The organism is Massilia sp. WG5 (assembly GCF_001412595.2).
Classification (GTDB): Bacteria; Pseudomonadota; Gammaproteobacteria; order Burkholderiales; family Burkholderiaceae_D; genus Telluria.
This window is the reverse complement of sequence record NZ_CP012640.2, coordinates 25,029-48,067: the sequence shown is the minus strand read 5'-3', so window position 1 is coordinate 48,067 and position 23,039 is coordinate 25,029. Positions and strand designations below refer to the sequence as shown.

Here is a 23,039-nt window from a genome sequence, read left to right as displayed (position 1 = left end):
CCTGTGGATCAGCGTGCGCGACGACGGCCGAGGCCGGCGACGCCCAGCATACCGGCCAGCATCAGCGCGATGGTCGACGGTTCCGGGACGGCTGCAGCCTGGCCCTGGCCGCTGTCGCTGCCGCTGCCGCTGCCCATGTCGCCGGCGTTGCCGGTGCCGTTGCCATTGCCGATGTCGCCGACGTTGCCGTTGCCGTTGCCGTTGCCGTTGCTATTACCATTTCCCATGTTGCCGGGACCGCTGCCAAGGCCGACGCCGGAGTTCGACCCGCCGGGCGAACCCGAGTTCGACCCAGCGGGAGAGCCAGCGTTGGTGCTAGGCCCAGGGACACTTCCCATAGGCAACGACACGTTGGCGCCGCCCCCGACAGTGCTGTTGACGGACGAGTTGTCGACGATCTTGAAGCCATCCGGTGTGCCGATGACGGACATGCCGTCACCTGCCAAAGCGGCCGCCTTGGCCGTGCTCAGACCTGTCACGTAGACACCATCAGCGCCCTTTTTCAGGGAAACTTTCATATCGCTGCCGATGCTGGCGCTTACCTTTTCGTACAGGGCCTGCACCAAGACGTCACTGCCGTTGATGACGCCGCCCTGGCTCGTCGGAACGACGTCCGCATGGGCAGCGCAAGCGCTGGCCATCAGGGCTGCAGCGATGAGATAACGAGTTGTCATATTGCGCTCCTTGCTCAGTGATGAAGATTAATTTTTCTACAATTGCTGAGTTAATGTATCACAGCCGTAAAAAAGCCAATGTTCAATTGGAAGGCATCAATGAAAACGAGGCTTTCCCCAGGGAGAAGCCTCGTTCAGGATGCTGCCGGAACATCCCGGCACGCAGATATGATGTTGTCTTAAAACTACTAATTAATTGCCATTTTGTTTCAACATAGACATGTATGGCATGGTGCGCGAAGCCATCCGCGTATCGGACTTCAGCATGCCGGCTTCGTCGGCCAGGATGTGCGCAGCTTCCTGCAGGTACACGTCCTTGGCGTTCTTGGCCGCCTTCTCGGCCGCGATCTCCGCCGCCAGGCTGCGCTCGTCACCCTGCAAACCGTCGTCGGCGCGCGGCGCGCCCTTCAGCGCGACGTTGGTCTTCTTCGGCGCGGTCGGATTCGGCGCCTTGTCGCGCTGCTCCTTGCTGCCGGGGCCGGCCACCGGCTCGTCGGCCTTGCCCTGGGCATCGGCGCCGGCCAGGCGTGATTCGCGCAGGCGGGCCTTGGCTTCCTGGGTCTCGCGCTCCTTGCGGCGCACCGTTTCGTTCAGGGAGATCACGTTGTCCTTGCGCAGCTTCAGGGCTTCCGCGATGTCCTGCTCGATGTCGCGGAACTCCTTGTCCTTGGCGACGCGGGCGTCGTGACGCTTTTGCAGCGGGCTGAGCAGTTCCTTCAGGTCGCCCGACGGCAGGTAGGTCGCCGGCTTGATCTGCACCCAGGGCAGCGCGTTGTCATAGGACGACTCGCCGAAATTCTCGGCGTCGGAGGTCACCGGCAGCTTGATGTCCGGCGTCACGCCGCGCAGCTGGGTGGTGCCGCCATTGATGCGGAAGAACTGGGCGATCGTCATCTTCAGCTCGCCATACTTCATCTTGTCGTTCTGCGAGAAGCGGTCGAGGTTGATCAGGGTCTGGACCGTGCCCTTGCCGAAGCTCGGCTCGCCGATCACGATGCCGCGGCCATAGTCCTGGATCGCGGCGGCGAAGATCTCGGAAGCCGAGGCCGAGCCGCGGTTGATCAGCACGCCCATCGGGCCGTCCCAGGCCAGGCCGGCGTTGGTGTCGCTTTCGACCTCGACGCGGCCCTCGGCGGTGCGCTGCTGGACCACCGGCCCCTTGTCGATGAACAGGCCGGTCAGTTCGACCGCCTCGATCAACGAGCCGCCGCCATTGTTGCGCAGGTCGATCAGCACGTTGTCGACCTTGTCCTTCTTCAGCTCGCCAAGGATGCGCTGCACGTCGCGCGTGGCGCTCTTGAAGTCCTTGTCGCCCTTGCGGCGCGCCTCGAAGTCCTGGTAGAAGGTCGGCAGCGAGATCACGCCGATGCGGCGCTTGACGCCGTTATCTTTCACTTCGATGATCTGCTTCTTGGCCGACTGTTCTTCCATGCTGATCTTCTGGCGCACCAGCGGGATCGTGACGTGCTTCCCGTCCTGGCCGGCGTCGGCCGGCAGCACGTCCAGGCGCACGGTGGAATTGCGCTCGCCGCGCACCAGCTGCACCACGTCGTCGATGCGCCAGCCCATCACGTCGGTGAACGGGCCATTGCCCTGGGCCACGCCGACGATGCGGTCGCCGACCTTCAGCTTGCCGGACTTGTCGGCCGGGCCGCCGGGGACGACCTCGCGGATCACGGTATAGTCGTCGCGCGACTGCAGCACCGCGCCGATGCCGTCCAGCGACAGGCGCATCATGATGTCGAAGTTCTCGGCCGAGCGCGGACCCAGGTAATTGGTATGCGGCTCGATCGCGGTCGCGTAGGCGTTCATGAACATCTGGAACACGTCCTCGTTGTTCAGCTTCTTGAGGCGGCTCTGGTAGCCCTCGTAGCGCTTGTCGAGGGTCTCGCGGATGCCCTTGTCGTCCTTGCCCGCCAGTTTCAGGCGCAGCCAGTCGTTCTTCACGCGCTTGCGCCACAGGTCGCGGGCTTCGTCTTCGTTCTTGGCCCAGGGCGCCTTCTCGCGGTCGATCTGCAGCGTTTCGTTGGCGCTGAAATCGAAATTGCCCTTCTGGACCAGCTCGCGCGCATAGGTCATGCGGTCGTTGAAGCGCTGCTGGTAGACGTTATAGATCTGGAACGGGAGGGTCAGGTCCTCGTTGTTGATCGCATCGTCGAATTTGGTGCGGGCCGGCGCGAACTGGTCGAGGTCGGCCTGGGTGAAGTACAGCTTTTCGCTGTCCAGGGTCTTGAAGTAGTTGTCGTAAATCTTGGCCGACATCACGTCGTCCAGCGGCATCGCCTTGTAGTGGTAGCGGGCGAGCACGCGCGAGGCCCAGAGCGCAGCCTGGGTCTGGGCGGGGGTCGGCTTCAGCTGGGGCACACTGGCCTGGGCCGCATTGGTCTGGACCTTTTCCGGCTGCGCCGTCACGACGTGGGCCGACATGGCGAACGCCAGCGCAACCATCAACATCTGCTTCTTCATTGTTCGTTTCTCCGGGCGGAATGTGCTAAGGCGGCTGCTATGGCCAAATGGGACTTGGCCGCGAATGCGACCAATTCTACAGGATAGCGGCACGACGTAGAGTCGGCCTGTGTGCTTCTTCAGCCGAGCTTAAGTCGAAGCCGCCCCGCAGCGGTCACGCTTTTACAAATTGAAACAGACTCGGTCGGAACAGGAACATGGCGCCCGCCGCCGCCAGGATGACCAGCCACGGCCAGCTGCGCGCGGCCAGCCGCCAGTCCACCGGCGAGGGCCAGAAGGACAGGAATTGCGGGGCCAGCAGCAGGGTCATGGCCAGGTCGGCCGGACCGAAGCCCCAGGCGCCGCGGGTGCGCCACCAGGCCACCGCGAGCGGGACCAGCAGCACCAGCAGCGGCGCCAGCGCAGCCGGGGCCGCGTTATACCAGCGCAGGTTGGCGAAGGTGACGGAGCCGAGCTCCCAGGTGCGCCCGGTGCGGCGCGGGACGATCGAGAAGCCGGTCGGCTCCGCGCCCAGCAGCAGGCCGACGGAAAAATGCGCCAGCTCGTGGCACAGGGTGCCGGCCGCGCTGAACACGAAGAACAGCGGGTGCAGCGAGGTCACCAGCCAGATCAGGAAGGCCAGCGCCAGCGACGGCGCCAGGTACAACAGGATGTCGACCATCCCGGTGCGCCCTCTCAGCCCTTGTAGAAGCAGCGCCCGCAGGCCTGGCGGTAGCTCTCGTTGCCGCCGATGCTGACCTGCTCGCCTTCGCGCACGCGCCGGCCTTCGGCGTCGACGCGGACGTTCATGGTCGCCTTCTTGCCGCAGGTGCAGATGTTCTTGATTTCCTCGATATCGTCGGCCAGCGCCAGCAGGTAAGCCGAGCCGGGGAAGGGATCGCCGCGGAAGTCGCTGCGCAGGCCGTAGCAGATCACCGGCACGCCGCGCACCTGGGCCAGGCGGTGCAGCTGCACCACCTGCTCCTTGGTGAGGAACTGGGCTTCGTCGACCAGCACGCAGGCCACCTCCGGCGCGCTGGCCAGGAAGTCGGTCTGCTTGTCGAACACGTCGACTTCGCGCTGCGGCCCCAGACGCGAGGTGATCAGCCCGACGCCGTAGCGGTCGTCGATGGCCGCGGTGTACAGCTTGACCTTCTGGCCCTGCTCTTCGTAGTTGTGGGCCACCTGCAGCAAGGCGGTGGATTTGCCGGCATTCATCGCCGAATATCTGAAATAGAGTTTTGCCACTGCGCGCCCTGCCTGTGTCCCACTTGTTAAGGTGCAAAATTATAGCAAGCGGACCGGCAATGGAAAACCGCCCGGACCGAAGATTCCGATCCGGGCGGTGCTGCACTGCACCGGCTACAACAGGCTCAGCTGCGACGGCGGCTCATCAGGCCAACGAAACCGAGGCCGGCCAGCAGCATGCCGTAGGCGCTAGGCTCCGGCACGGCCAGCACGACGTTGTTGGCGGTCGGCCAGGCGATCTCGCCGAAGGTGCCGAGCGTCACCGCGGCCAGCGGCGTGTCCGAGACGAAGCCGAGGAAGTCCGTGGTCAGGGGATTCTGCAGGGAGTAAGTCACCACCGAACCGTCGATCGCGGTCAGGATCAGGTTGCCGGTGGTGAACTGGCCGGCCACGTCGGAGGCGAAGAAATTGCCGCCGAAGGCGCTCACGCCGCCGCCGAAATGCGAGAACACGATCGGGTTGACGGCCGTGTTGTTCGACAGCCAGTGATCCGTGGGCCCGCCCGCGCCATACAGGCCGGTGGCCGAGTAGACGTTATAAGCATAGGCGCCGGCGGTCCGGTCCAGGCTTTCGCCATAGTTCATGATCGTCAGGTCGTCGTAGGTGTCGACGCCCGGCGCCTGCACCGCGGCCAGGAAAGCGGCCTGGCTGGTGTAGACCGTGATATCGGCCTGGGCAGCCGCGGCGGCGCAAAGCAGGGCCGCGGCGGAGCAGCATTTGAATAAGGACAGTGTGGTACGCACGATTGCACTCCTGTTGAACATCGATCGGACAGCCTTGGGCTGGCACCAGTAGATATCAGGAATACAAGAGCTTGCAATCGTGCCAACAGGGCTTTTATGCATACTTTGCGGTGCATAAAAGTTTGCGCACGGCTTACTGCCCCGGATGGTACTTGCGCTCCAGCTGCTTCTCGATGTCGGCCTTGTAGAACAGCACGTCCTTGAACTGCCCGCGGCTGTACATTTCCGCCTGGTCGCTGAAGTGCGGCGACTTCGGGTCGCTGCTCTCGCCGCCGGCCAGGATGCTCTTCGCGCGCACACGCGGGCCGAACTCGACGGCCGCCACGAAGCTGTTGCCGCGGTCGCCGTAGATGCGCTTCGTGGTCTGCTTCGCCGTCATGCCGAAGGACGCCAGCGAACCCCAGTTGGCCGAGGTAAAGCCGACCGGGATGCTGGGCTTGCTGTCGTCGTAGTGCTGGTCGACCTCGCCGCTGAGGCGCTGGAAGCGGTTGATCTCGCCCCATGGCGTCTTCCAGCTGCCGAAGTCGGCCTGCAGCCGGTCGGCGGCGCGCGCCAGCGACGCCAGCCGTTCCCCGGACGTGAGCCTGGTCTGGATGAAGTCGACCACCGGCACGCGTTCGGCGCGCGCGCGCGCGGCCGCCTGCGCCACCATGTCCTGGCCCCAGTAGACCGCCAGCGAAGTCGGCGCCGAGTCCACCGACCAGCGCAGGTCCCAGCCGCGCAGCAGCGCCACCTGGTCGGCCAGGCGCGCCTTCAGGGCGTCACCTTGCGGCAGCGCGTCCCAGTCCTTCAGCAGGGCCGGGACCAGCGGCTCGAAGGCCGTCAGGTAGGAGTCGTAGGCCTTGCCGATCAGGCCGTCCAGGGTCAGGTCGCGCGCGTCGTGCAGCACCCGTTCGGCGTGGATGCCGCGCGCGTTCTGCGGCAGCGACCACATGTACGCCGGATAGGACTTGCAGTCCGGGCTGCTTTCACCGAAGCCGGTGCAGGGCCAGTTGTTGGTGTTCGAGATATAGCCGCTCTTCGGATTGAAGACGGTAACGGTCTCCTTGACCTCGTGCAGGCCCTTCCACTCGGTGGTCGGATCGCTGCCGTCGACCGGACGGGTCCAGTCGAAGCGCGGGTCGCGGCGCGGAATGAAATTGCCGTGGAAGTAGGCGATATTGCCGTCCGCATCCGCGTACACGGTATTGTTCGAGGAGTTGGTGCGCAGTTCCATTACCTTCAGGAAGTCGGCGTAGCTGCGGGCCTTGGTGCGGCCGTAGGACTGCTCGAGCGCGTGCATCGGATCGTCCATCATCTTCACGGCCACCCACTTGCCGCCCTCTTCCCGTATCACCGGGCCGTGGTGCGTGAACCATGCAGTGACGCTGCGGCTGCGCATGCCGTCCGCGGTGCGGTAAGGCAGCACGATGGTCTTGCTGCGCAGCGGGCGTTCCTCGCCGCCGTACTTGTAGAAGAACTTGCCGTCGCGCTCGACCACGGTTTCCAGGTACTCGTCGATGACGTCGCCGCCGCCCGAGGTATGCATCCAGCCCAGGCGCTCGTTGAAGCCCTGGTAGATGAAGAACTGGCCCCAGGTCACGGCGCCGTAGGCGTTCAGGCCTTCTTCGCTCACCATGTGGACTTCCGGCCGGAAGTAGAACGAGGTGTGCGGATTGATCATCAGGAGCGCGTGCTTGCCGGCGCTGCGCTGCGGCGCGATCGCGAAGCCGTTCGAACCCTGCGGCTCCGGATCGAAGCCCTTGCCCGGGTCCGCCATGGCCAGCGCGGTGGGCGCGGCGGGCGCGGCGGGCGCGGACGCCGGACGCTTGCCGTAGAAGGCTTCCAGCTGCTTCAGGTTGATCGATTCGATGTCGCCGCCGATGCTGCCTTCGCTGAAGGCCAGCGCCATCCAGGGCTCGAAGCGGGTCAGCAGCTTCGGCTTGACCTGCGGGTGGCTGGCCAGGTACCAGTTCAGGCCATCGGCCCAGCCGTTCATCAGCTTCTTCAGCCAGGCCGGGCTGGCCGCGTACCTGGCCTGCATGTCGGCCGGATCGATGTAGAGCTTCATGCGCAGGTCGCGCCAGATCTCCCGCTCGCCCTCGACCTCGGCCAGGCGCCCCATCGCATTGATGTAGTTGAGTTCGACCCGGTTGAAGTCGTCCTCGGCCTGGGCGAACACCATGCCGAACACCGCATCGGCGTCCGTCTTGCCGAAGGCGTGCGGGATGCCCCACTTGTCGCGCAGGATGGTCACGCGCTGGGCGGCCTGCTTCAGGCGCGCCAGTTCGGCGGGCGTGAAGGCGGCCGCCGCGGCGCCGGCCACGGCGGGCCGGGCGGCCTCCTGCGCCGCCTGCACGGGCAGCACGGCGAAGGCGCCCAGGGCGCAGCCGAGGAGGGTCGAGGCGATCAGGCGGGAAGTCTGCATCGTGGTGTCTCCAGGGTGATTATCGTTATCGTTATCGTTATCGTTGCTCGGACTCAGGCTTCGCCGAGCAGCACCAGCTTCTGCTTCAGGACCTCGTTCTCGTTGATGAGGGTGGCGACGCGGTCCTTCAGCTCGGCGACCTGGGCCTTGAGGGCCTTGACCTGCTCCTCGGGCGTGCCGGTGTCGACGTCCTTTTTGGGCTTGGCGGCGCTCTTCTGCTCGCGCACCTGGCGCGCGGCCTGCTGCAGCTCCTTCTTGCCGCCGGCGACGGCCGCCACCTGGGCTTCGCGCGGCAGCGAGGCGACGTTGGCAGCGGAGCTGATCGAGATGGCGCCGCTGCGCACCGCATCCACCAGTTCCGGCGCGGCGGCCTTCTGGATGCGTTCGATCTGGCTGATGGTATTGGCCGACACGCGCGCCGCGCGCGCCACTTCCTGGCGCGTATTCCACGGCGGCGAGAACGGGACGGCCTGGTCGGCTTCGGTCTGCAGCTCGTCGTCGCTTTTCTGGACCACGCGTGCGGCCAGGATTTCCTTCTTGCGCAGGGCCATCAGGCCACGCTGGAAGTCGGTGACGCTGCGGCGCGCCAGCTGGTTGTCGATCATCCACAGCTTGACGTCTTCGATCGAATCGAAGCTGTCGTTCTGGACCGTGCGGAAAGGGATGCCATGCTGCGAGCAGATGGCGTAGCGGTTATGGCCGTCGATCAGGACGTCGCGCCACAGGATCAGCGCCTCGCGGCACCCTTCGGTGAGCAGGCTGCGTTCCAGGGCTTCGTGTTCGGCGGGCGTGAGGGGGTCGACGTACGTACGGAGTTCGTCGTTAATCGTGATGTTCAATTCGTGTCCTTGCACTTCGTGTTGCGCATGTCGCGTTTGCTGTGCGCATGCTACACCATGCAAGGATTCAACTAAAGTGGTACGGCCAGCCGGAATCGAACCGGCACGCCTTTCGGCGGCAGATTTTAAGTCTGCTGCGGCTACCAATTTCGCCATGGCCGCGTACCGGGCGGGATTATAGCACTGGAGCGGGTTTCGGCAACACGGCTCAGCCATGCCCCTTTTTCCGCAATCGCGTAGGCTTTCCGCAAAACGCTATTTCGTTGGCTTGACCAGCTTGCCTTTCCGGTGCCGAACGTACTGGCGCGTCATGGTCGACGTTGTGTGTCCGAGCTGTTCCTGCGCGGCCGTCATGCCTGCGGATTCGTCTTTGTCGGTCGCGGCCTTCGCACGCAGATCCCGGAACTGGAACTCCTTTATGCGCGCCGCCAAGTCGGGCCGAGCGGCCGCTGCTGCGGCGCGCGCACGATCCATGGCGCCGCGCATCATGAACTTCGTCATTGGCGTCCCGTCTGGCATGTTGACCAGGCCGAGTCCCATTACCTTGCGCTGGGCCATGCGCTCGAGCAGCGCCGCGAGCTCTCCCTCGATGGCGATCCGGAGCTTTTGCCCGGTCTTGTTCTGCCGAAGCCAGAGCGCTCCTTCCTTGATGTCGGCGCGAGTGAGCTTGAGCACGTCCGCCGGTCGCTGGCCGATCAGGTAAGCCAGGTCCATCGCGTCCTTCAGTGCTGGTTCTGCCAGGTCGTGTACCAGGCGGTAGACATCGTCCTCAACGTAGACGTCCCGCCCCTCTTCCTTGAATCCTCGGATGCCCGCGCACGGATTGGCTTTGCTGGTCAGCCCTTTGCTGCGGGCGAAATTCCAGATGTGCGACAGCAGCGCCTTCTCGCGATTCGCACTCACGTGCCCGAGATCTGGCGGTACGGGTCGTAACGGCTTTTTCTCCAGCGCGCGCTGCCTGTTTGCTTCAACCGCCTTCGCGACCGTCATCTGCACACGCCAGTCTAAGTATTGCCGGACGTGTACCGGGTCGACTTTGTCCAGCGGGATCGGCGGCTTATCGAAGAACTGGTAGAGCACCTCCAGTTCATTCAGGTTATTCCGCTGTGTTCCGGGCGCCTTCGTCGGCAGCACTTCGCGCATATAGCGCTCGGCCGCGTGCCGGAAGGTGATGGCGGCGGCCGGCACCGCGCTGACCGTCAGCTCTGCCCACTTTTGCACTGCGGCCACGTAATCGTCGACCGCGAGCGGCACCTCCCGGCGCGGCTTCCCGCCCAGGTCGAGCAGGTAATACGTCCGCCCTCCCCGCACGCGTGCGCGCATCCCCTTCGGCAGGTTCAAGTTTTTTGTTGGCCTGCGGCCCATACATCATCCCTTCCGTAATACGTCCGGCACCCACGCCTTCTCGGGCGGTTTTGCCGTCTTGGTGCGCCCCTCGATCGCCGCGCGAGGGACGATCGGGCGTCCGACTGCATTGGTAAAGAAGGGGATGCCCTGCGCGCGCAGCTGGTCCGCCTGTAACGCGTGCTTAGTCCGCCCCGTTAGTTCGCGGACTTCTTCCGCTGCCAAAAATGTCTCCGACATCATTCTCCCCTATTCCATTCCCGCTTCCTCAAACCGCCGCCGATCGCCCCGCATTACCATCGACAGCGGCATGGGCAGCACCGTGGTCCTGTTGCGGCGCTCGTAGCCCGGCCGGCGCCGGTCGTTCTGCGGGTTCGTGAAGTGGGACGACACGCCGCGGCGGCGGTCCTGTTTGCGTTCGATCATCAGTTCTTCTCCTTGGCTTGGGTAGTAGCCCTGAAAACCCGCGAGCACCATGTTGCGTGCCTGGTGTCGAGAGGATGCGGTACTTCGCCGCAGAACCAACATTTGATGGCTTGGTAGATCATTGCGCACCTCCTTTCTCTTGGGCTTGGGTAGTAGCCAGAGATGCGCCAGATGAGTTGCCTTTGCTGTCAGCGGTGCGCACTAAGTCGTATGCAGCGACCAGTTGGGCATAGTTCTGTTCGGTGTGGAATCGGCCCTTTGCCTTGACCAGCTTCGCCGCAGCGTCGTACAGCCTGGCCAACAGCATATTCTGCGCACGTAGCTGCACCAGTTCCCCCGCATCCCTTGCTTCATCGGTAGGGGAAGCATCAGCCGCTGTGGTTGCGGCGATTGCGCTGTTGATGAAGCTGCGTTCAAACTGATCGAGGTGGCGGATTTGCGCGGCATCGCGCATGAGAACCCAGCCGCCATAGGCCTCGTCGCGCACCAACTCGGCCCCGCCCATGCCTTGAAGCGGAATCTGAGTCACAGCGGCCGGCGCTGCTTGATGCGCTATTGCGGGAGCAGGTGCGGCGAGAGGGGTGCAGTCAGGGCAAGATTCGTATTGGTCGGGCGGGAAGCCGATGATGCCAGCGTCGTTGCACTTGCCGCACTCAGACGCCATGGGCGTTACGTTGTCCCAGCCGGTTTCGCCCAGCTTGGCGAGTTGGCGACCGATGTTCCAATATTCGTACAGCCAGTGATCGGCGCTCGGCGGCGCATGGCGGTTCTCACGGCCGTACTGAATCGCACCGTCGATGGCGAAGCGTGCATTACTTGCCGCTATCGACTCAGGCGTACCTTTTTCCTGGGCGGCAGCAGGAGCCGGAGCGGCGAGAAGTGCGCGAACCTGTTCCTGAAATGCGCGTGCCTGTTCTTCTGCGACGCCTTGCAGGACACCAGCCTCATAGTCGTGTAACCGCTGGTTCGGGTCGGTTGGCGCTCCGGCCTGCTGGGCGAGGGCGGCGCGTGCTTTCCATGCGCGCCATTCAGCTTCCACATCGTCGTCAGCGTAGTCAAACTCATGACCTTCCGGATTGCGCTTGAGTGCGCTTTCCATCCAGCCGCCGTCGTCGCTGACTGCCCAGGCTTCGAACATCGCCCGCTCATCCAGTCCTGCACCGCTATGCGGTGGAGAGCAGCGAGCCAGGGCGTCTTCAGTGGCGGCGTGATAGATTTCCCACGCGGACTGCAACGACGGAATCTTGTATTTACCTTCGTTGGTCAGCCACGCGAAGGAGTCTCGCGGGCCGTAGCGCTTTTCGAAGTCGGCGCGCAACTGGTCCGGGTCCAGGGTGTCTGCTTTCTTGTCGGTGGCAGCTGGCGGATTCTCGGCGCGGTGGCGACATTCGGTCTTACAGATCGAGCTATCGCCAGGGCAAGCGCCGCAGTTAGGCTTCGCCCGCCCGGCCACCCGCGCCAGATACGCATCGTCCCCCACCAGGATGCGCTTGTTCGTGCCCGGTATCAGCACCGCGGTGCCGTCCGTCGCCGTGCACTGCTGGTGGCCCAGCGCCGCCGCGATCAGGCGGATTCGGGTGTGCTCGCAAAGGTCTTTTTGGTCCATGTGTCTCTTTCGTTGGTGGTTTATAGTTCGGCTTCGGAGAACAACCGAGGCTGCACCGCGCCGTTCTGGTAGACCACGTCCATCACGGTCGTGGCGATCGGCTCATCGCCCTCCCAGCCTTGCGGCCAGGTCTGCAGCGCAATCAGCTCACGGATCCGGGCTTCTTCCTCAACATTGATCAGGTCGATCTCGGGCCGGCCCAGTCGGCGCGCCGCTTCGTTGATCTCTGCTTGGATGCCCAGCACACGGTCGAGGCCCATCAAGCGCGCTTCCAGCGTCAGCGGGCCCATCCGCTGCGGATTCTTGGCAATACTGCCGTCCTTCAAGGTCTCGGCGCCGGCCTTGCGCAGGCGGTGCTGTGGCTCGCGCAGCTCGCGCCACAGCGGACGCAGGCCCTTCAGCGGCGCCAGGTACGACCAGGCCGGCAGCAGCAGCACGCTGTCGAGTGCCTTGTCTTCCTGGGCCAGCGCGCAGCCGATGCAGCCGGTACGGGCGTTGATCTCTTCGGCTTCATCGCCGCCGTAGGCGTCCGCGATCATGGCCGTGCTCCAATCGCCGAATTCCACCGTCGGCGCCCAGTGTTTCAGCCATTCCCACACATGGCAGACGCGCCAGTGCAGCAGTGGCGCCAAGGTGGCCAGCCGGCCGCGCAGTCCCTTTGCGTTCGGCAGCACCTGCTGATACCAGCCCTGTCCACACTCGGCGCCGTCCTTCCCGCAGCTCATTTCGATGCGGCGGTCTCGGATCGCACTCTCGCCCTGGCGCACGCCGGTGATCATCAGGATCTGGCCGTCCAGCTCGTCGAGGCGGCCCCGCAGCGCCTGCTCCATCGGGTCGATCTTGATCTGGCGCGTGCACCACCGCAGCGTGTTGTTGTTCGGCGGCGGCACGCCACGGCCCAGGATGTAGACCATGAAACGTTTGTCCATCGGCGCGGTCACCACCTCGCAGCGGATACCGCGCTCTTCCAGCTCGTCCATGATGTGGCGCGCGGCGATCGCCAGCGGCGGCAGTTCCTGGCGCGTATCGGCGTAGAACACCGTCAGCGATTTCGGACGCCGGATCTTGCCGGTGTCCAGCAGGTACATGATCAGGGTGAGCGTGGCTGAGCTGTCCTTGCCGCCCGACCAGGCCAGGCCCCAGTGCTCATGCTCGGCGCCGTAGGCCTGCAGCGACTGGATCGTCAGCTCAATCGATTCCGTCATTTGCAGGCGGCGCGCGCCGGCGCCGAAAATATCAAACTGATTCACTTATGCTCTCCAATAAATCCATCTGGCGCCCGCCGCTCAGGTCCAGCCGGTATATGTAGCTGCTGGCGCCCGGGCCTTTGCTCTCGCAGTCCGGCATGCCGGCTTCTGCCGCCACCTCGCCGGCCTGCTTACACACCTTGCTGCGCTCGTTGTCGAAGATGCAGCCCAGGCACTCGCGGGTGGCCGGCTCGGCGTAGAACCAGATGCCGTTGGCGAAGGCGCGCATCATGTCAAAAGAACCCGGTCAGGCGATCGATCACGTCGTCCAGATCGTCGCGGGTGTAGTTGGTCAGAACATGCTTCAAGATCACGTTGACGGTGGCGTTGTAGAGGTTGTCGAACTCGTCCTGAGCCATGTTGGCGAAGCTGATGCTTTTGGCGGTCACGCGCGTCTCGCCGCGCAGATTGATTGCCACCTCCCCGAAACCAGCGAGACACACGATGTCGTTGCGGAACTGGTCGAAGTTCTTGCTGACGACTTGGCCCTTGTACGTCGCCTCGGCCGGTTCCCAGGCGTCGAAGGCGAGGTTCAGCAGCGCAAAGTATTTTTTGTGGAACCGCGGGTTACGCTGCTGCTTCACGGTGGCGCGGACGGCCGCGCCAGTCTTTAGCTTGGCGATATAGTCAGCGGCCTGCGGATCCATGGGAGCCAGGGCGCCAGCCGGGGTCTTGGTCAGGACGATCTCTTTCATGCTATTTGATCTCCAGCCGGGTGCCCTGTGCTAGCAGCGCGCCGGGCACGTCGCGGCCAGCTTGCAGCGCGGCCTTGATCGCGGTCTTGTCCGGCGCGGGTGGCGGCGGTTCGGGTTGACGCATGAACTCTGCCGGGATCAGGGCAGGCTCGAAGATGTCGACGCTGGCCGGGTTCTTCCGGATCGACAGGGCGAAGTGCGGGCAGTCGATCTTGCTCACGCTAGCGATTTCCATGCAGGTCTTGGTGTACTCGCGCAGATGGGCGACGCGGCCCTCGATGGCTTTGCGGCGCGCGGCCATTTCCGCTTCGGCGGCCTTAATCGAGCCGGCCAGCGCGTCCAGGTTCTTGATCGCGTAGGCCACGTTCTGCGCCTTGACCTCGAGCGGATAGGATTCCGCTTCCAGCGTGTCGGCGATGGTCTGCGCATCGTTGTCGGACGCCATCAGCGCTTCAACCATCGAGCGATGTTCCTGGGCGATCGTGTAAAGAGAAAGTGCAGTCATATCGTTCTCGCGGCCATGCTGGCCGCGGCTCCATCGAATTAGAAGGGGATATCGTCGTCGGCGAACTGGTTGCCGGCTGCTGCAGGCTGCTGCTGACGCGCACCGCCGCCCTGCTTCTTCAGCGGCTTGTCGGCCAGCTGGGCCACAACCTTTGCGAGCTGCTCGGGGGCGGTCTTACGCGCCATTATTTCGGACGCCATCAGCTCGGTGCTGGCCTGGAAGATCGCGAACAGGCCCATGCGCCAGCCAAGCTCGCCGGTCTTTTGGCCGTCAGCCATCTTTTCGTACTCCTCGGCCCGTAGCAGTACGCCGATCGGCTTGCCCATCAGGTCCGCGAAGCATGGCGCCGGCATCACGACTTCCTGGCCGTTGTCCCACTTCTTGACGTTCTGCTGGCTCACGGTAATAGTGCGCAGGCTGAGGCAGGCCATCATGGCGTTGATCTGGTTCAGACCGGACAGCGGCTCGCCGTTGCCCTTGCGGGTCCAGACGTCGAAGCGGCACTCGCGGCCATCGTCGGCGCGGAACGTGAACCCGATGCCGTCGGTCTGCTTGGTCGCGCTGACCAGCTTCTCGGCCCGCACGAAGGTGCCGGTGTACTTGCCGGTCTCGCTGATGTAGGCGCCGATCGCGTCGGCCTTGCTGGCCAGTTTGGTGTCGAGGGTGTACATGGTTTCCTTACATGGTTTGTGGTTGGGTGATGCCGTAGTACTCGCACACGGCGGCATCAACCGCGGCGAGGTCGTTCTCGATGTGCCCTTCTTCGAAGAGGCCCAGCGGGGACTTCGTGGTGTCCGAGCCGCTGTTCTTCGTGGCGAACACGTACTGGTCGTTGATCTTCAGCGTGCGCAGAACGATGGTGACCAGGCCTTCCAGCACGATCTTCTCGTCGAGCAGCTTGCCGATCGTCTTGATTTTGGTCTTCCCGCTTTCGTCGGTACTGGTGTGGCTAAGGATGTAGACACGCTTCTCATCCGACAGCGCGCTGGCCTTCATCAGGATGTCCCAGGCGCTGCGGGCGATCTCGTTGTACTTGGCGAAGGCGCCATTGCCGGACTCGTGGTCGGTCACGCGGCGCATGAACTCGTTGGCCAGGATGTACTGGAAGTCGTCGATCACGATGATCGACGCCGCGGTGCGGTCCATGGCAGCCACGATGTGCGCGCTGTTGTCGCTGACGTAGACGTTGCCGCCCTGGCCCTTCACGACCGGCTTCCAGTTCGCCGAGCGGAACGGCAGCGGCTTCTTCACGGACTGGATCAGCAGCGTCTGCTCGGGGTCCAGGTTGCGCAGGCTGGTCGACTTGCCGGTGCCCGACTCGCCGATGATGAGGGTTGCGATGCTCATGGTTTTCCTTGGTGGTTGCGATGGTTAAAACGGTAGGTCGTGGTCTTTCACATACTGCTCACGTGCGGCGCGCTCTTCCTCAGTCAGCTCCGGCCGCCACACGGACGCGGGCGGCGGTGACTGCAGCGGCGGGAACAGCGTGCGGCGCCGGCCCATTTCCTCGTACTGCTTCAGCGCATCGGCTGCATCTGCGTTGTTCATTGCGGGCTCCAGATAGGCACTTCGTTGGCGTGGTCCAGCTCCTGCACCTCCGCCACGATGAACAGGAAGGCGATCACGAGGACCAGGGCGCGGGCGGCGTCGCGGATCACAGCAGCTGCTCCATGACGCCTTCCAGCACGATCAGCGCGCCGATCGCCAGGAACATCAGGCCCGGGTGCTTCTCGCACCAGTCCATCTTGTAGAAGAGGACGAAGCCGATCGGGTCGCGGCGCGGGGCGGGCTCGGCCTGCTGCTGGGCGCGGGTGGTGGGGATGTAGGTAGCACTCATAATTTCCTCAGTCGGTATACGCGATGAACTTGAATTCGCAGCGCTTCTCGTCGAAGTACTCGAACCGGCCACCGAACGATCCATCAACCAGCTTGCGCACGTCGGCAGAAGAGGTGCCGGGCGGGAATACGCCCTCCTTGATCATCGATGCGTTGGAGTGCGACTTCGAGCACCAGTCGATCTTCGTGCGGTCGAGCGCGCCGACGCAGCCCTCGCTGTAACCGCGGCTCTCGTTCTTCTGTTTCATCCTGCTGCTCCTCGTTCTGCCGACGCCGCCGGCGGTTGTTGTTGGTGTTATTGCTGCTCGGCCGCTTCCGGCGCTGGCGTGTACTCGATCGCCAGCAGGTTCTGGATCTGGCTCTCGATCTCGGTGCACTTCTTCGTGGTCTCGGCGCGCAGGTTTGCGGCCTCTTCCTTCAGCGCAGCGATCTTGTTCTCGACCAGGCCACGCATGTCCGGCAATTCGATGGCGGCCTCGACCTCGCCGACGAATGTGTAGCCGAACGCCTCCCATCCATCGCGGTAGGCGAAGAGCGAGAGCTGGGCTACGCCCTGCTCGGTCTGCAGCTGCTCGGGGGTGACCGTGCTGTTCTTGTGGAGGAATGCGTAGCGCTTCACGGTGATCTTCATGGTCGGCTCCTGTTGTGGTTATCAATGCATGCGGGCCAGCTCGGCCTGTGCGATGCGGTTGTCGTTGCGGGATTCGGTGCGGCGCTGCTCCATGAATGCCACGCCGCGCTCGGCGTCGGCCTTGCAGACCTCGTACATCGCGTCATGCGCCAGGCTGGCGAAGCGCACATCAGCGATAGCGCGCCCGGTCACCGCCTGCACGAACAGGGCCTTCACGTCGTCTTGGCTAAAGCGCTCGAGCACCGTGTTGTGCAGGTCGCTGATCGCGCGCTGGTCGCCGGCCTGCAGCTTGCGGGTCCAGTCGCAGACCAGCTGCTCTGCCAGCTTCGCCACCTGGACGTCGCGCTCGTCGTTGAAGTCTTCGCGGGGCATGGTCAGGCCTCCCGTGCAGTGCGAAGGGCTTCGGCTGCACGCTGCAGCGGCGCAGCACCTTCCTGCATGCCGAGGTAGCGCAGACCGCCGACCAGCTCTTCGACGACAGCCACCAGCTGCTCGTGCGCATTGCAAGCGCGGACGATGAAGGCGGCGTTACCCTGGCAGTACTCCAGGTCTTCCATCCGCTCCTTACCGCGAGCGCGGCTATCCGGGCCTTTTACGTCGGCGACCACGATCCCGTTGCAGTCGGCTTCAATGGTCAGGCCGACTGCGCTCCAAGGCGTCGGCGTGTGCTTCGTGTTGTTCGACATGCTCTTCTCCATTTCGCGGCTCGGCGGGTGCTGAGCTCGCTGCGATGGAGTAATACTAAAGCTAACTTGAGTTATAGGTCAAGTAGTCTTTAGAAATAAATTCAAGTGAGCTTGATAGACGGGGGGGGAAGAAATAGACTGTCGCTACCGATCCCCTCGGTGCGCCGGCCCGGCGTCAGGGCGTAAAAAAGCCGCGTCGAGCGCGGCATGGAGGATGGGATGTTAGAGACTCAACAAGCTACGGAAACGTTGGCTACGATCGGTCTGCCGCGTGTCGGTACTGTGTGCGATTTGATGATGGATGACGACCTGAAGCGGGTCATGGAGTTCATGCAATGCAATATGTCGGCGTCGAAGCTTGTCGGGGTGGCCCAGGCTGCAGCAGCCATGGCGCCGATCATATGGGGCCAGTACGAGCGCGAGGAAGTGCATGCGCTCGCGCTCCAGGCTCGGAGCCTTAACTTGGATGGGTCGCAACCAGCAACTGCCACCTGATAGGGCCGGGGACAAGCAGTCCGTGTACATGATGATTTTCCGGCGGAAGCGGATGATGCTTCACCGAAGTTACCTCATGACCGCAGGCCACGCATCTATAAATTCCGGAGAATTCGGTCGGATGCCCTGGAGGATGCACAGAGTCAAAGGCATTTCCAGTATTCGGATGTAAGTGCGTCAAGTGTTTATATGCTGCCATGCGTGCCTTTCATCGGTTGGACTTCAATAGGGATTGCACTGGACGCCTGATTTATCAGGTCATCTTCCCGCGCCAGCATGGGCGGGTGTTAACAACTAATATCTCTGTTGTCGCTCCACATTTCGCTGGAAGCTTTCCATTTGCTCTTGCAGTGCCCACAATTGATCGCTGAGCTGCGAATTTTGTTTTTGGAGTTCGGATAGCTTGTAATTATTAATCTGAAGCTCAGTTCCAACAGATTCAACTTTATTTGCCGTCGACACCAGTTCAGTAATCAAATATCCAAAAAATGCACATGCCCAAAAATTAAAATCGAATAACCAATAAATTATTCCACCGCTTATTGCCGACCCAACCAAAGTCGCAATAAATTCATTGCTGTAATTTTTCATAGTACTGGCGTTAATTTCCGGTTCTGCACCTAATGTGCCGCGTTGAATTAAAGCCTTCCGGTTAAAACACGCGTCGACTGAATTACTACCCTACCGACGATAGTGCACCGGCCGCTTTTCAGATTAATCGGCCCAAACTCTGGGTTAATCGAATGTAAATACCACTGCCCGCCACGGTTTATTAGTTGGTTGACGCAGGCCTCGCCGTTCCAGTTCACAGCGAACACTTCCCCGTTGCGCAGGCCCGTATCAGTGGTATCAATCACGATCCAATCGTCCTCGAAGAACATCGGTTCCATGCCTCGATCGCGCACGCGCATCGCCAGAAGTGTGACCGGGTTCACCTTCGAAGCGAGAATTGCTGATGTCGGGATCAACAGCGGCTCCAGCGCGGTCATGTCCGGATCGGCATCAAAGCCGACTGTGCCGGCTCGTAGCCTGAGCACAACCCGGCGCACTTCAGTGAATTGGTGGTCGGCCTGGGTCATTAGTTCGGCCGGAACGCGGCTTTAGGAATGTGACCCAGCACTAGGTGCATGCGGTCGATCTCTTCGCAGTCGATGATGATGTTGGGGTGATCCTTGTTCACGGACTCGAAGCACGCCTGATCGTCCCGAATCCAGAGCAGGCGCTTGATCATCCGGCGCCCATCCTTCAGCAGCACAATCACTTCATCGCTCGGCTGCGCCTCTCCGCATGGGTCGACGCCGACAAATTCGCCGGGAAGGTAGCGCGGGCTCATGCTCTCGCCCCGAATACGCAGAGCGTAGGCATCTGCGCACGGCGCGTACCAGAAGAGCCATCCGTCGGGATGGGCTGGGCTGAAATCGTCTATGTGCAGAAGGCCGTCCGTGCCCGCCTGGACGCGGCCGACTATAGGGATGAGCTGAGGCTTGCGCATGATCGCCGGAGCGTCTTCGACCTCATCGTCGTCCAGCGGACGCGCGGAGGCATCAGGCGCAGGACTTCCCTCTCCTGTCTCAAGCCATAGCGCATCCACCTTCAGGTAGCTGGCCAGTGCCCGTGCCTTCGGCGCGTCAATGCCGTGATCTCCCTTAAGCCAGTTACCCGCCGCGGTGTCGGAAACGCCAGCCGCGCGCGCCAGCTCAGCTTTGCTTACGCGCTTCCCGTTTCGTCGCTTCTGCTCCTGCTGCATCGCCCACAGGAGTCTTTCTGACAATAAATTCATAAAGGTAGCTTAACAAACCATTTATAAAGCTGGCTTGACTTTATTTCCAAGTCAGCTTACGATCTGACTAAAGTTAACTTGAGGATTGAAATGAACGCTACCGAAATCATCCAACGCCTCGGCGGCCCTACGAAGACCGCTGAGCTTTGCGAGGTCACCACCCAGGCGGTTTCGCAGTGGCAGCACAACGGAATCCCGAAGGCGCGCCTGAAATTCCTCGAGCTCGCGCGCCCTGACGTCTTCAAGCAGACCAGCACCACCCAATCCCAGCCGCAGTAATCCCCTGCGGTTTTTGTTGCCCCAAATGTTGCCCATAGGAAGAAGTCTTTGAGCAACAGCAGTACCGCCAGCCCACTAGCTGGCCATGAACCACCCCCACCGAGAACCACCGACAAGGAGAAGCACCCATGAAAACCGCCCGCAACATCATCGTTAAGACCTGCCTGACCGCCGACGAGTTCGTGCTGCTGACCAACGATTGCGAGAAGGAAGAGGTCTCGCAGAGCAAGAAGCTCCGCGACTCCTGGCTTTCTTGCAGGAATGGTAAGCCGGCGAGCCGTGCGTCGAATAGGCCAAGCATTGGCCAACGACTGGCCAAGTTCGCGCCGAGCCGCACGATGCGCCCGACCGCCTACATGCGTTCCTGAATACCCAGCACCGAGGATTGAATGAACCAACCAACACAAAATCCGCCGCCGAAGTTCTCGCCTGACCGCCGCGTGGTCGTCTGGAACTTCGTCGCGCGCTGCATCGAGAAGGCCGGGCCCGACAGCCGCGCCGCCGATGCACAAAAGCTGGTGCGGCAGCAGATCCGCGCCGCCACCGACGAAGGGGGGAAGGAATAGTGGACACCTCCATCGTTTCACGCGACATGATCAAGGCCAAGGCCCGGGCAGCATTCGCCCGCGGCGCTGGCCGTGACGACCATGGCTTCAACCTGGGTGCGCCTGCCATCGCCGACTGGCAGCGCGAGTGGGACCTGTGCGCGGCCAAGACCTGGGGCTTCCTGCTCGATGAGCAGCTGGTGGGAGCTTGCCCGCCATGACCAAGCCGAAGAAGCCCCGAAACAAGTCCTACAGGCCCAAGTACGTCGCTCGCAACGTCCTGTCGACCGTGTTCGGCGGGATGAGCGGCGATCACGCCGACCACCTGCGCGAACTGCAGATCAAGAACCACCTGGCCATGGCCGAGATGGCCCAGGGCCGCGGCACCCGCGACCAGTGGGATCTGATCGTCGGCGCCATCAATATCGCCAACGTCATGTGCGAGATGGGGATCGGCGACGAGTTCCGCTTCGTCACGATCGCCGCGCGCGACGCCCTCCTCGCCGTCGGCAAACGCTACATGGCCAGCGACCGCTTCGTGTTCACTGGCGACGAGCTGCGCGCCGTGAACGAGGCCCTGGACTGCCACGATGCTCAGCTCGAGAACGTACGCGCCATCGATGTCGACCGGGCAGCGATGGAAGTCGAGCGCCGCGTGCGCCATCGCATCAACAGCACGAGCGTGATGCGCGAGATCCGCAAGGAGGCTGCGTAATGGCCAACGGCATCGACTGGTTCCGCTGGCACCACGGCAGTGTGAATGATCCCAAGTTCGGCCTGGTGGCGAAGAAAGCCGGCGCACGCGTCGGCGACGTCATCACCGTGTGGGCCCTGGTGCTGGAACTGGCCAGCGCGAACGTCGAACGCGGCCAGTGCGGCGACATCGACTGCGAGGCCACCGACTTCCTGCTGGGCGCCGACGACGGCACCACCGATCGCATCCTGGAGGCGATGCGCGCGCGCGGCCTGATCTCCGAAGGGCGCGTCACCCGCTGGGAAGATCGCCAGCCGAAGCGCGAGCGCGTGGATAACACGGCTACCGAGCGCAAACGTGCACAACGTCAGCGTGACAGTGCAAAGGATGGCGAGACAATAACTGTCACGCCAAGTCACGCCGCGTCACACCAAGTCACGCCTAGAGAAGAGAAGAGTAGAGAAGAGAAGAAAGAACCTAAGGTCAAAACCACTGTCGCCTCCGCTCCTGTCGGCTCCGCCGACTTCGCCCGGTCGCCCGCTCAGGATCGCCGACGTGAACCCAGGGGCAACGACGACGTGCAAGACGTGTTCGCCCACTGGCAGCGGGTCATGGACCATCCGCAGGCCAGGCTCGACGAGAAGCGCGCCAAGGCCATCGGCAAGCGCCTGGCTGACGGCTACACGGTTGCCGACCTGCGCCTGGCTGTCGACGGCTGCCGACGCTCGCCGCACCACATGGGCCAGAACGACCAGCGCACGGTCTACGACGACATCGAGTTGATCTGCCGCGACGGGCCTCACGTCGACAAGTTCATCAAGCTGGCCACGCCCGAGGCCATCGCCGATCCCGGCCTGCGCCGGCAGATCAACGCATTGCAGGAATGGATGGAGCAACCATGACCACGAAACCCGAACTGGCAGAGGCAATCGCTCTGCTGCGCGCCGAGTACGACGACATGAAGCCGGTCGACGGACCGCGCCTCGACATGTGGTGGGATGCGTTAAAGGATTTCCCGGACGGCACCGTGCGCGCCGCCGCTGCCCAGCACCTGAAGACCAGTCACTTCAAGCCGCAGCTGGCGGACATCGTGAAGGGCTGCGCCGCGCAGATGGACGGGCACTGGATCGGCGCCGACGAGGCCTGGGCCCTGATGCCGAAGTCGGAACAGGACTCAGCCATGCTGACCGACGAAATCGCGCAAGCCATGGCCGCGGCTTCCCCGTTGCTGGAGGCCGGCGACAAGATCGCAGCCCGCATGGCATTCAAGGACGCCTACAACCGGCTGATCGAGAAGGCAAAGATCGAAGGCCGTGGTCCGCGCTTCTTCCCATCGTTCGGCGCTGACACCCTGGGCCGCGTGACCATGCTCGGCAATGCTGTGCGGACGGGCCAGATCACGCTGGATCGCGCCACCGAAGCGCTTCCCGAGCACGCCGGCGACATCGTGCGCATGTGCGGCGCCACCAGGCACCCACTACTGGCCGCTCCCAAGCCCGAGAACGTCCAGCGCCTGAAGTCGCTTTTGCAGACCTTGCAGCTTGGAGGTCCGGTATGACCGACTTCCACGGCGCAGCAGCAGCTCGCTACCCGTACAACACGGCAGCCGGCTACGACTACAAAGCCTGGGCGAAGCGCATCGTGTGGCGCCACGAGACGGGCGACAAGACCCTGCTGCCAATCCAGATCAAATTCGCCCAGGAAGCCATGGGTGTCAGCGCAGAGCAGGCAGCTGCATGAACCGCGACCACCTGCCCTGCCGCGCCTGCGCCAAGTTCGTGCCGAAGCCCGGCCACTGCACCGGGTTCGACAGGCCAGCCGAGGCGACCGACAGGCCCTGCGTGTTGTTCACCGAGCAAGGCGCTTGGGAGACCAGGAAGGGGCAGAGGGCGCCGGAGCGCAGGAAGCACGAGA

35 protein-coding genes and 1 tRNA gene are annotated in these 23,039 nt (G+C 63.2%); 9 read left to right on the top strand and 27 right to left on the bottom strand.

Annotated features, from left to right (window positions below; translation table 11 throughout):
* Positions 1-8: 8 nt before the first annotated feature.
* The 24 genes from AM586_RS27915 to AM586_RS00225 all read right to left on the bottom strand — a co-directional run bounded on the left by AM586_RS27915 (position 9) and on the right by AM586_RS00225 (position 17,332).
* Positions 9-674, bottom strand: coding sequence for a PEP-CTERM sorting domain-containing protein (locus AM586_RS27915; protein WP_156328287.1), 666 nt, complete (start codon positions 672-674; stop codon positions 9-11).
* Positions 675-866: 192 nt separating this feature from the next.
* Entirely contained in the window at positions 867-3,140 is a 2,274-nt protein-coding gene (locus AM586_RS00325; protein ID WP_047827065.1) for a carboxy terminal-processing peptidase, read from the bottom strand.
* A gap of 154 nt (positions 3,141-3,294) precedes the next feature.
* A complete protein-coding gene (locus AM586_RS00320; protein WP_047827064.1) occupies positions 3,295-3,801 on the bottom strand; it encodes a hypothetical protein in 507 nt (168 codons plus the stop codon).
* A 14-nt stretch (positions 3,802-3,815) separates the two neighbouring features.
* Positions 3,816-4,367: a thymidine kinase gene (locus tag AM586_RS00315; RefSeq protein ID WP_047827063.1), complete on the bottom strand. Its 552-nt coding sequence runs from the start codon at positions 4,365-4,367 to the stop codon at positions 3,816-3,818.
* Positions 4,368-4,492: 125 nt separating this feature from the next.
* Positions 4,493-5,110: a PEP-CTERM sorting domain-containing protein gene (locus AM586_RS00310; RefSeq protein WP_229411305.1), complete on the bottom strand. Its 618-nt coding sequence runs from the start codon at positions 5,108-5,110 to the stop codon at positions 4,493-4,495.
* Positions 5,111-5,243: 133 nt separating this feature from the next.
* Positions 5,244-7,517, bottom strand: a complete 2,274-nt coding sequence (locus AM586_RS00305; RefSeq protein WP_082439566.1) for a penicillin acylase family protein — start codon at positions 7,515-7,517, stop codon at positions 5,244-5,246.
* 53 nt (positions 7,518-7,570) lie between these two features.
* The gene (locus AM586_RS00300) at positions 7,571-8,356 is read right to left on the bottom strand and encodes a hypothetical protein (RefSeq protein WP_047827061.1); all 786 of its coding nucleotides are present in this window, start codon (positions 8,354-8,356) and stop codon (positions 7,571-7,573) included.
* A 77-nt stretch (positions 8,357-8,433) separates the two neighbouring features.
* Positions 8,434-8,518 (bottom strand) — tRNA-Leu (locus AM586_RS00295).
* Positions 8,519-8,611: 93 nt separating this feature from the next.
* Positions 8,612-9,697: a tyrosine-type recombinase/integrase gene (locus AM586_RS00290; RefSeq protein WP_229411304.1), complete on the bottom strand. Its 1,086-nt coding sequence runs from the start codon at positions 9,695-9,697 to the stop codon at positions 8,612-8,614.
* Positions 9,698-9,724: 27 nt separating this feature from the next.
* Positions 9,725-9,925 carry a DUF4224 domain-containing protein gene (locus AM586_RS00285; RefSeq protein WP_229411303.1) on the bottom strand — a complete coding sequence of 67 codons (201 nt, stop codon included), beginning with the start codon at positions 9,923-9,925 and terminating at the stop codon, positions 9,725-9,727.
* A 24-nt stretch (positions 9,926-9,949) separates the two neighbouring features.
* Positions 9,950-10,126: a hypothetical protein gene (locus tag AM586_RS27910; RefSeq protein WP_156328286.1), complete on the bottom strand. Its 177-nt coding sequence runs from the start codon at positions 10,124-10,126 to the stop codon at positions 9,950-9,952.
* Positions 10,127-10,244: 118 nt separating this feature from the next.
* Positions 10,245-11,732, bottom strand: a complete 1,488-nt coding sequence (locus AM586_RS00280) for a hypothetical protein (protein ID WP_047827058.1) — start codon at positions 11,730-11,732, stop codon at positions 10,245-10,247.
* A gap of 20 nt (positions 11,733-11,752) precedes the next feature.
* Positions 11,753-12,982, bottom strand: coding sequence for a phosphoadenosine phosphosulfate reductase family protein (locus AM586_RS00275; RefSeq protein ID WP_197416526.1), 1,230 nt, complete (start codon positions 12,980-12,982; stop codon positions 11,753-11,755).
* The gene (locus AM586_RS00270; protein ID WP_047827057.1) at positions 12,969-13,211 is read right to left on the bottom strand and encodes a hypothetical protein; all 243 of its coding nucleotides are present in this window, start codon (positions 13,209-13,211) and stop codon (positions 12,969-12,971) included. Before AM586_RS00270 ends, AM586_RS00275 begins: the two co-directional genes overlap by 14 nt.
* A 1-nt stretch (position 13,212) precedes the next feature.
* Positions 13,213-13,674, bottom strand: a complete 462-nt coding sequence (locus AM586_RS00265; protein WP_047827056.1) for a DUF1367 family protein — start codon at positions 13,672-13,674, stop codon at positions 13,213-13,215.
* A gap of 1 nt (position 13,675) precedes the next feature.
* Entirely contained in the window at positions 13,676-14,179 is a 504-nt protein-coding gene (locus AM586_RS00260) for a siphovirus Gp157 family protein (RefSeq protein WP_047827055.1), read from the bottom strand.
* A gap of 38 nt (positions 14,180-14,217) precedes the next feature.
* Complete coding sequence (locus AM586_RS00255; RefSeq protein WP_047827054.1) at positions 14,218-14,850, bottom strand: hypothetical protein; 633 nt, start codon at positions 14,848-14,850, stop codon at positions 14,218-14,220.
* Positions 14,851-14,857: 7 nt separating this feature from the next.
* On the bottom strand, positions 14,858-15,526 hold the full coding sequence (locus AM586_RS00250; RefSeq protein ID WP_047827053.1) for an AAA family ATPase: 669 nt from the start codon (positions 15,524-15,526) through the stop codon (positions 14,858-14,860).
* A gap of 24 nt (positions 15,527-15,550) precedes the next feature.
* Positions 15,551-15,727, bottom strand: coding sequence for a hypothetical protein (locus tag AM586_RS27905; protein WP_156328285.1), 177 nt, complete (start codon positions 15,725-15,727; stop codon positions 15,551-15,553).
* A 106-nt stretch (positions 15,728-15,833) separates the two neighbouring features.
* The gene (locus tag AM586_RS00245; RefSeq protein ID WP_047827052.1) at positions 15,834-16,016 is read right to left on the bottom strand and encodes a hypothetical protein; all 183 of its coding nucleotides are present in this window, start codon (positions 16,014-16,016) and stop codon (positions 15,834-15,836) included.
* A 7-nt stretch (positions 16,017-16,023) separates the two neighbouring features.
* Positions 16,024-16,263, bottom strand: coding sequence for a hypothetical protein (locus tag AM586_RS00240; RefSeq protein ID WP_052234518.1), 240 nt, complete (start codon positions 16,261-16,263; stop codon positions 16,024-16,026).
* A gap of 47 nt (positions 16,264-16,310) precedes the next feature.
* Positions 16,311-16,646, bottom strand: a complete 336-nt coding sequence (locus AM586_RS00235) for a hypothetical protein (RefSeq protein ID WP_047827051.1) — start codon at positions 16,644-16,646, stop codon at positions 16,311-16,313.
* A 21-nt stretch (positions 16,647-16,667) separates the two neighbouring features.
* Positions 16,668-17,018: a hypothetical protein gene (locus AM586_RS00230; protein WP_047827050.1), complete on the bottom strand. Its 351-nt coding sequence runs from the start codon at positions 17,016-17,018 to the stop codon at positions 16,668-16,670.
* A 2-nt stretch (positions 17,019-17,020) separates the two neighbouring features.
* A complete protein-coding gene (locus tag AM586_RS00225) occupies positions 17,021-17,332 on the bottom strand; it encodes a hypothetical protein (protein WP_047827049.1) in 312 nt (103 codons plus the stop codon).
* A gap of 219 nt (positions 17,333-17,551) precedes the next feature.
* Here AM586_RS00225 and AM586_RS00220 point away from each other — a divergent pair, with 219 nt between their 5' ends.
* Positions 17,552-17,827, top strand: a complete 276-nt coding sequence (locus AM586_RS00220; RefSeq protein ID WP_047827048.1) for a hypothetical protein — start codon at positions 17,552-17,554, stop codon at positions 17,825-17,827.
* A gap of 294 nt (positions 17,828-18,121) precedes the next feature.
* Here AM586_RS00220 and AM586_RS27900 read toward each other — a convergent pair whose 3' ends face one another.
* Genes AM586_RS27900 through AM586_RS00205 form a run of 3 tightly spaced genes read right to left on the bottom strand, consistent with a single transcriptional unit; the run spans position 18,122 to position 19,607 of the window.
* The gene (locus AM586_RS27900; RefSeq protein ID WP_156328284.1) at positions 18,122-18,418 is read right to left on the bottom strand and encodes a hypothetical protein; all 297 of its coding nucleotides are present in this window, start codon (positions 18,416-18,418) and stop codon (positions 18,122-18,124) included.
* Positions 18,419-18,465: 47 nt separating this feature from the next.
* Positions 18,466-18,906 carry a S24 family peptidase gene (locus tag AM586_RS00210; RefSeq protein ID WP_060566824.1) on the bottom strand — a complete coding sequence of 147 codons (441 nt, stop codon included), beginning with the start codon at positions 18,904-18,906 and terminating at the stop codon, positions 18,466-18,468.
* Positions 18,906-19,607, bottom strand: coding sequence for a S24 family peptidase (locus AM586_RS00205; RefSeq protein WP_082439563.1), 702 nt, complete (start codon positions 19,605-19,607; stop codon positions 18,906-18,908). The genes AM586_RS00210 and AM586_RS00205 overlap by 1 nt, the downstream gene beginning before the upstream one ends.
* Positions 19,608-19,697: 90 nt before the next feature.
* Between AM586_RS00205 and AM586_RS00200 the strand changes: the two genes are divergently transcribed.
* The 8 genes from AM586_RS00200 (at position 19,698) to AM586_RS00170 (ending at position 22,865) form a co-directional block, all read left to right on the top strand.
* Positions 19,698-19,886 (top strand): Cro/CI family transcriptional regulator, encoded by a 189-nt coding sequence (locus tag AM586_RS00200; RefSeq protein ID WP_047822940.1) that lies wholly within the window; start codon positions 19,698-19,700, stop codon positions 19,884-19,886.
* Positions 19,887-20,014: 128 nt separating this feature from the next.
* The gene (locus AM586_RS00195) at positions 20,015-20,254 is read left to right on the top strand and encodes a hypothetical protein (protein WP_047822939.1); all 240 of its coding nucleotides are present in this window, start codon (positions 20,015-20,017) and stop codon (positions 20,252-20,254) included.
* 21 nt (positions 20,255-20,275) lie between these two features.
* Positions 20,276-20,452, top strand: coding sequence for a hypothetical protein (locus AM586_RS27895; RefSeq protein ID WP_156328108.1), 177 nt, complete (start codon positions 20,276-20,278; stop codon positions 20,450-20,452).
* Positions 20,452-20,652, top strand: coding sequence for a hypothetical protein (locus tag AM586_RS00190; protein WP_052233342.1), 201 nt, complete (start codon positions 20,452-20,454; stop codon positions 20,650-20,652). Before AM586_RS27895 ends, AM586_RS00190 begins: the two co-directional genes overlap by 1 nt.
* On the top strand, positions 20,649-21,146 hold the full coding sequence (locus AM586_RS00185; protein WP_047822937.1) for a hypothetical protein: 498 nt from the start codon (positions 20,649-20,651) through the stop codon (positions 21,144-21,146). The genes AM586_RS00190 and AM586_RS00185 overlap by 4 nt, the downstream gene beginning before the upstream one ends.
* Complete coding sequence (locus AM586_RS00180) at positions 21,146-22,027, top strand: hypothetical protein (RefSeq protein WP_052233341.1); 882 nt, start codon at positions 21,146-21,148, stop codon at positions 22,025-22,027. The genes AM586_RS00185 and AM586_RS00180 overlap by 1 nt, the downstream gene beginning before the upstream one ends.
* Complete coding sequence (locus AM586_RS00175) at positions 22,024-22,683, top strand: hypothetical protein (RefSeq protein ID WP_052233340.1); 660 nt, start codon at positions 22,024-22,026, stop codon at positions 22,681-22,683. Before AM586_RS00180 ends, AM586_RS00175 begins: the two co-directional genes overlap by 4 nt.
* On the top strand, positions 22,680-22,865 hold the full coding sequence (locus AM586_RS00170; RefSeq protein WP_047822934.1) for a hypothetical protein: 186 nt from the start codon (positions 22,680-22,682) through the stop codon (positions 22,863-22,865). Before AM586_RS00175 ends, AM586_RS00170 begins: the two co-directional genes overlap by 4 nt.
* The last annotated feature ends 174 nt before the right edge of the window (positions 22,866-23,039 follow it).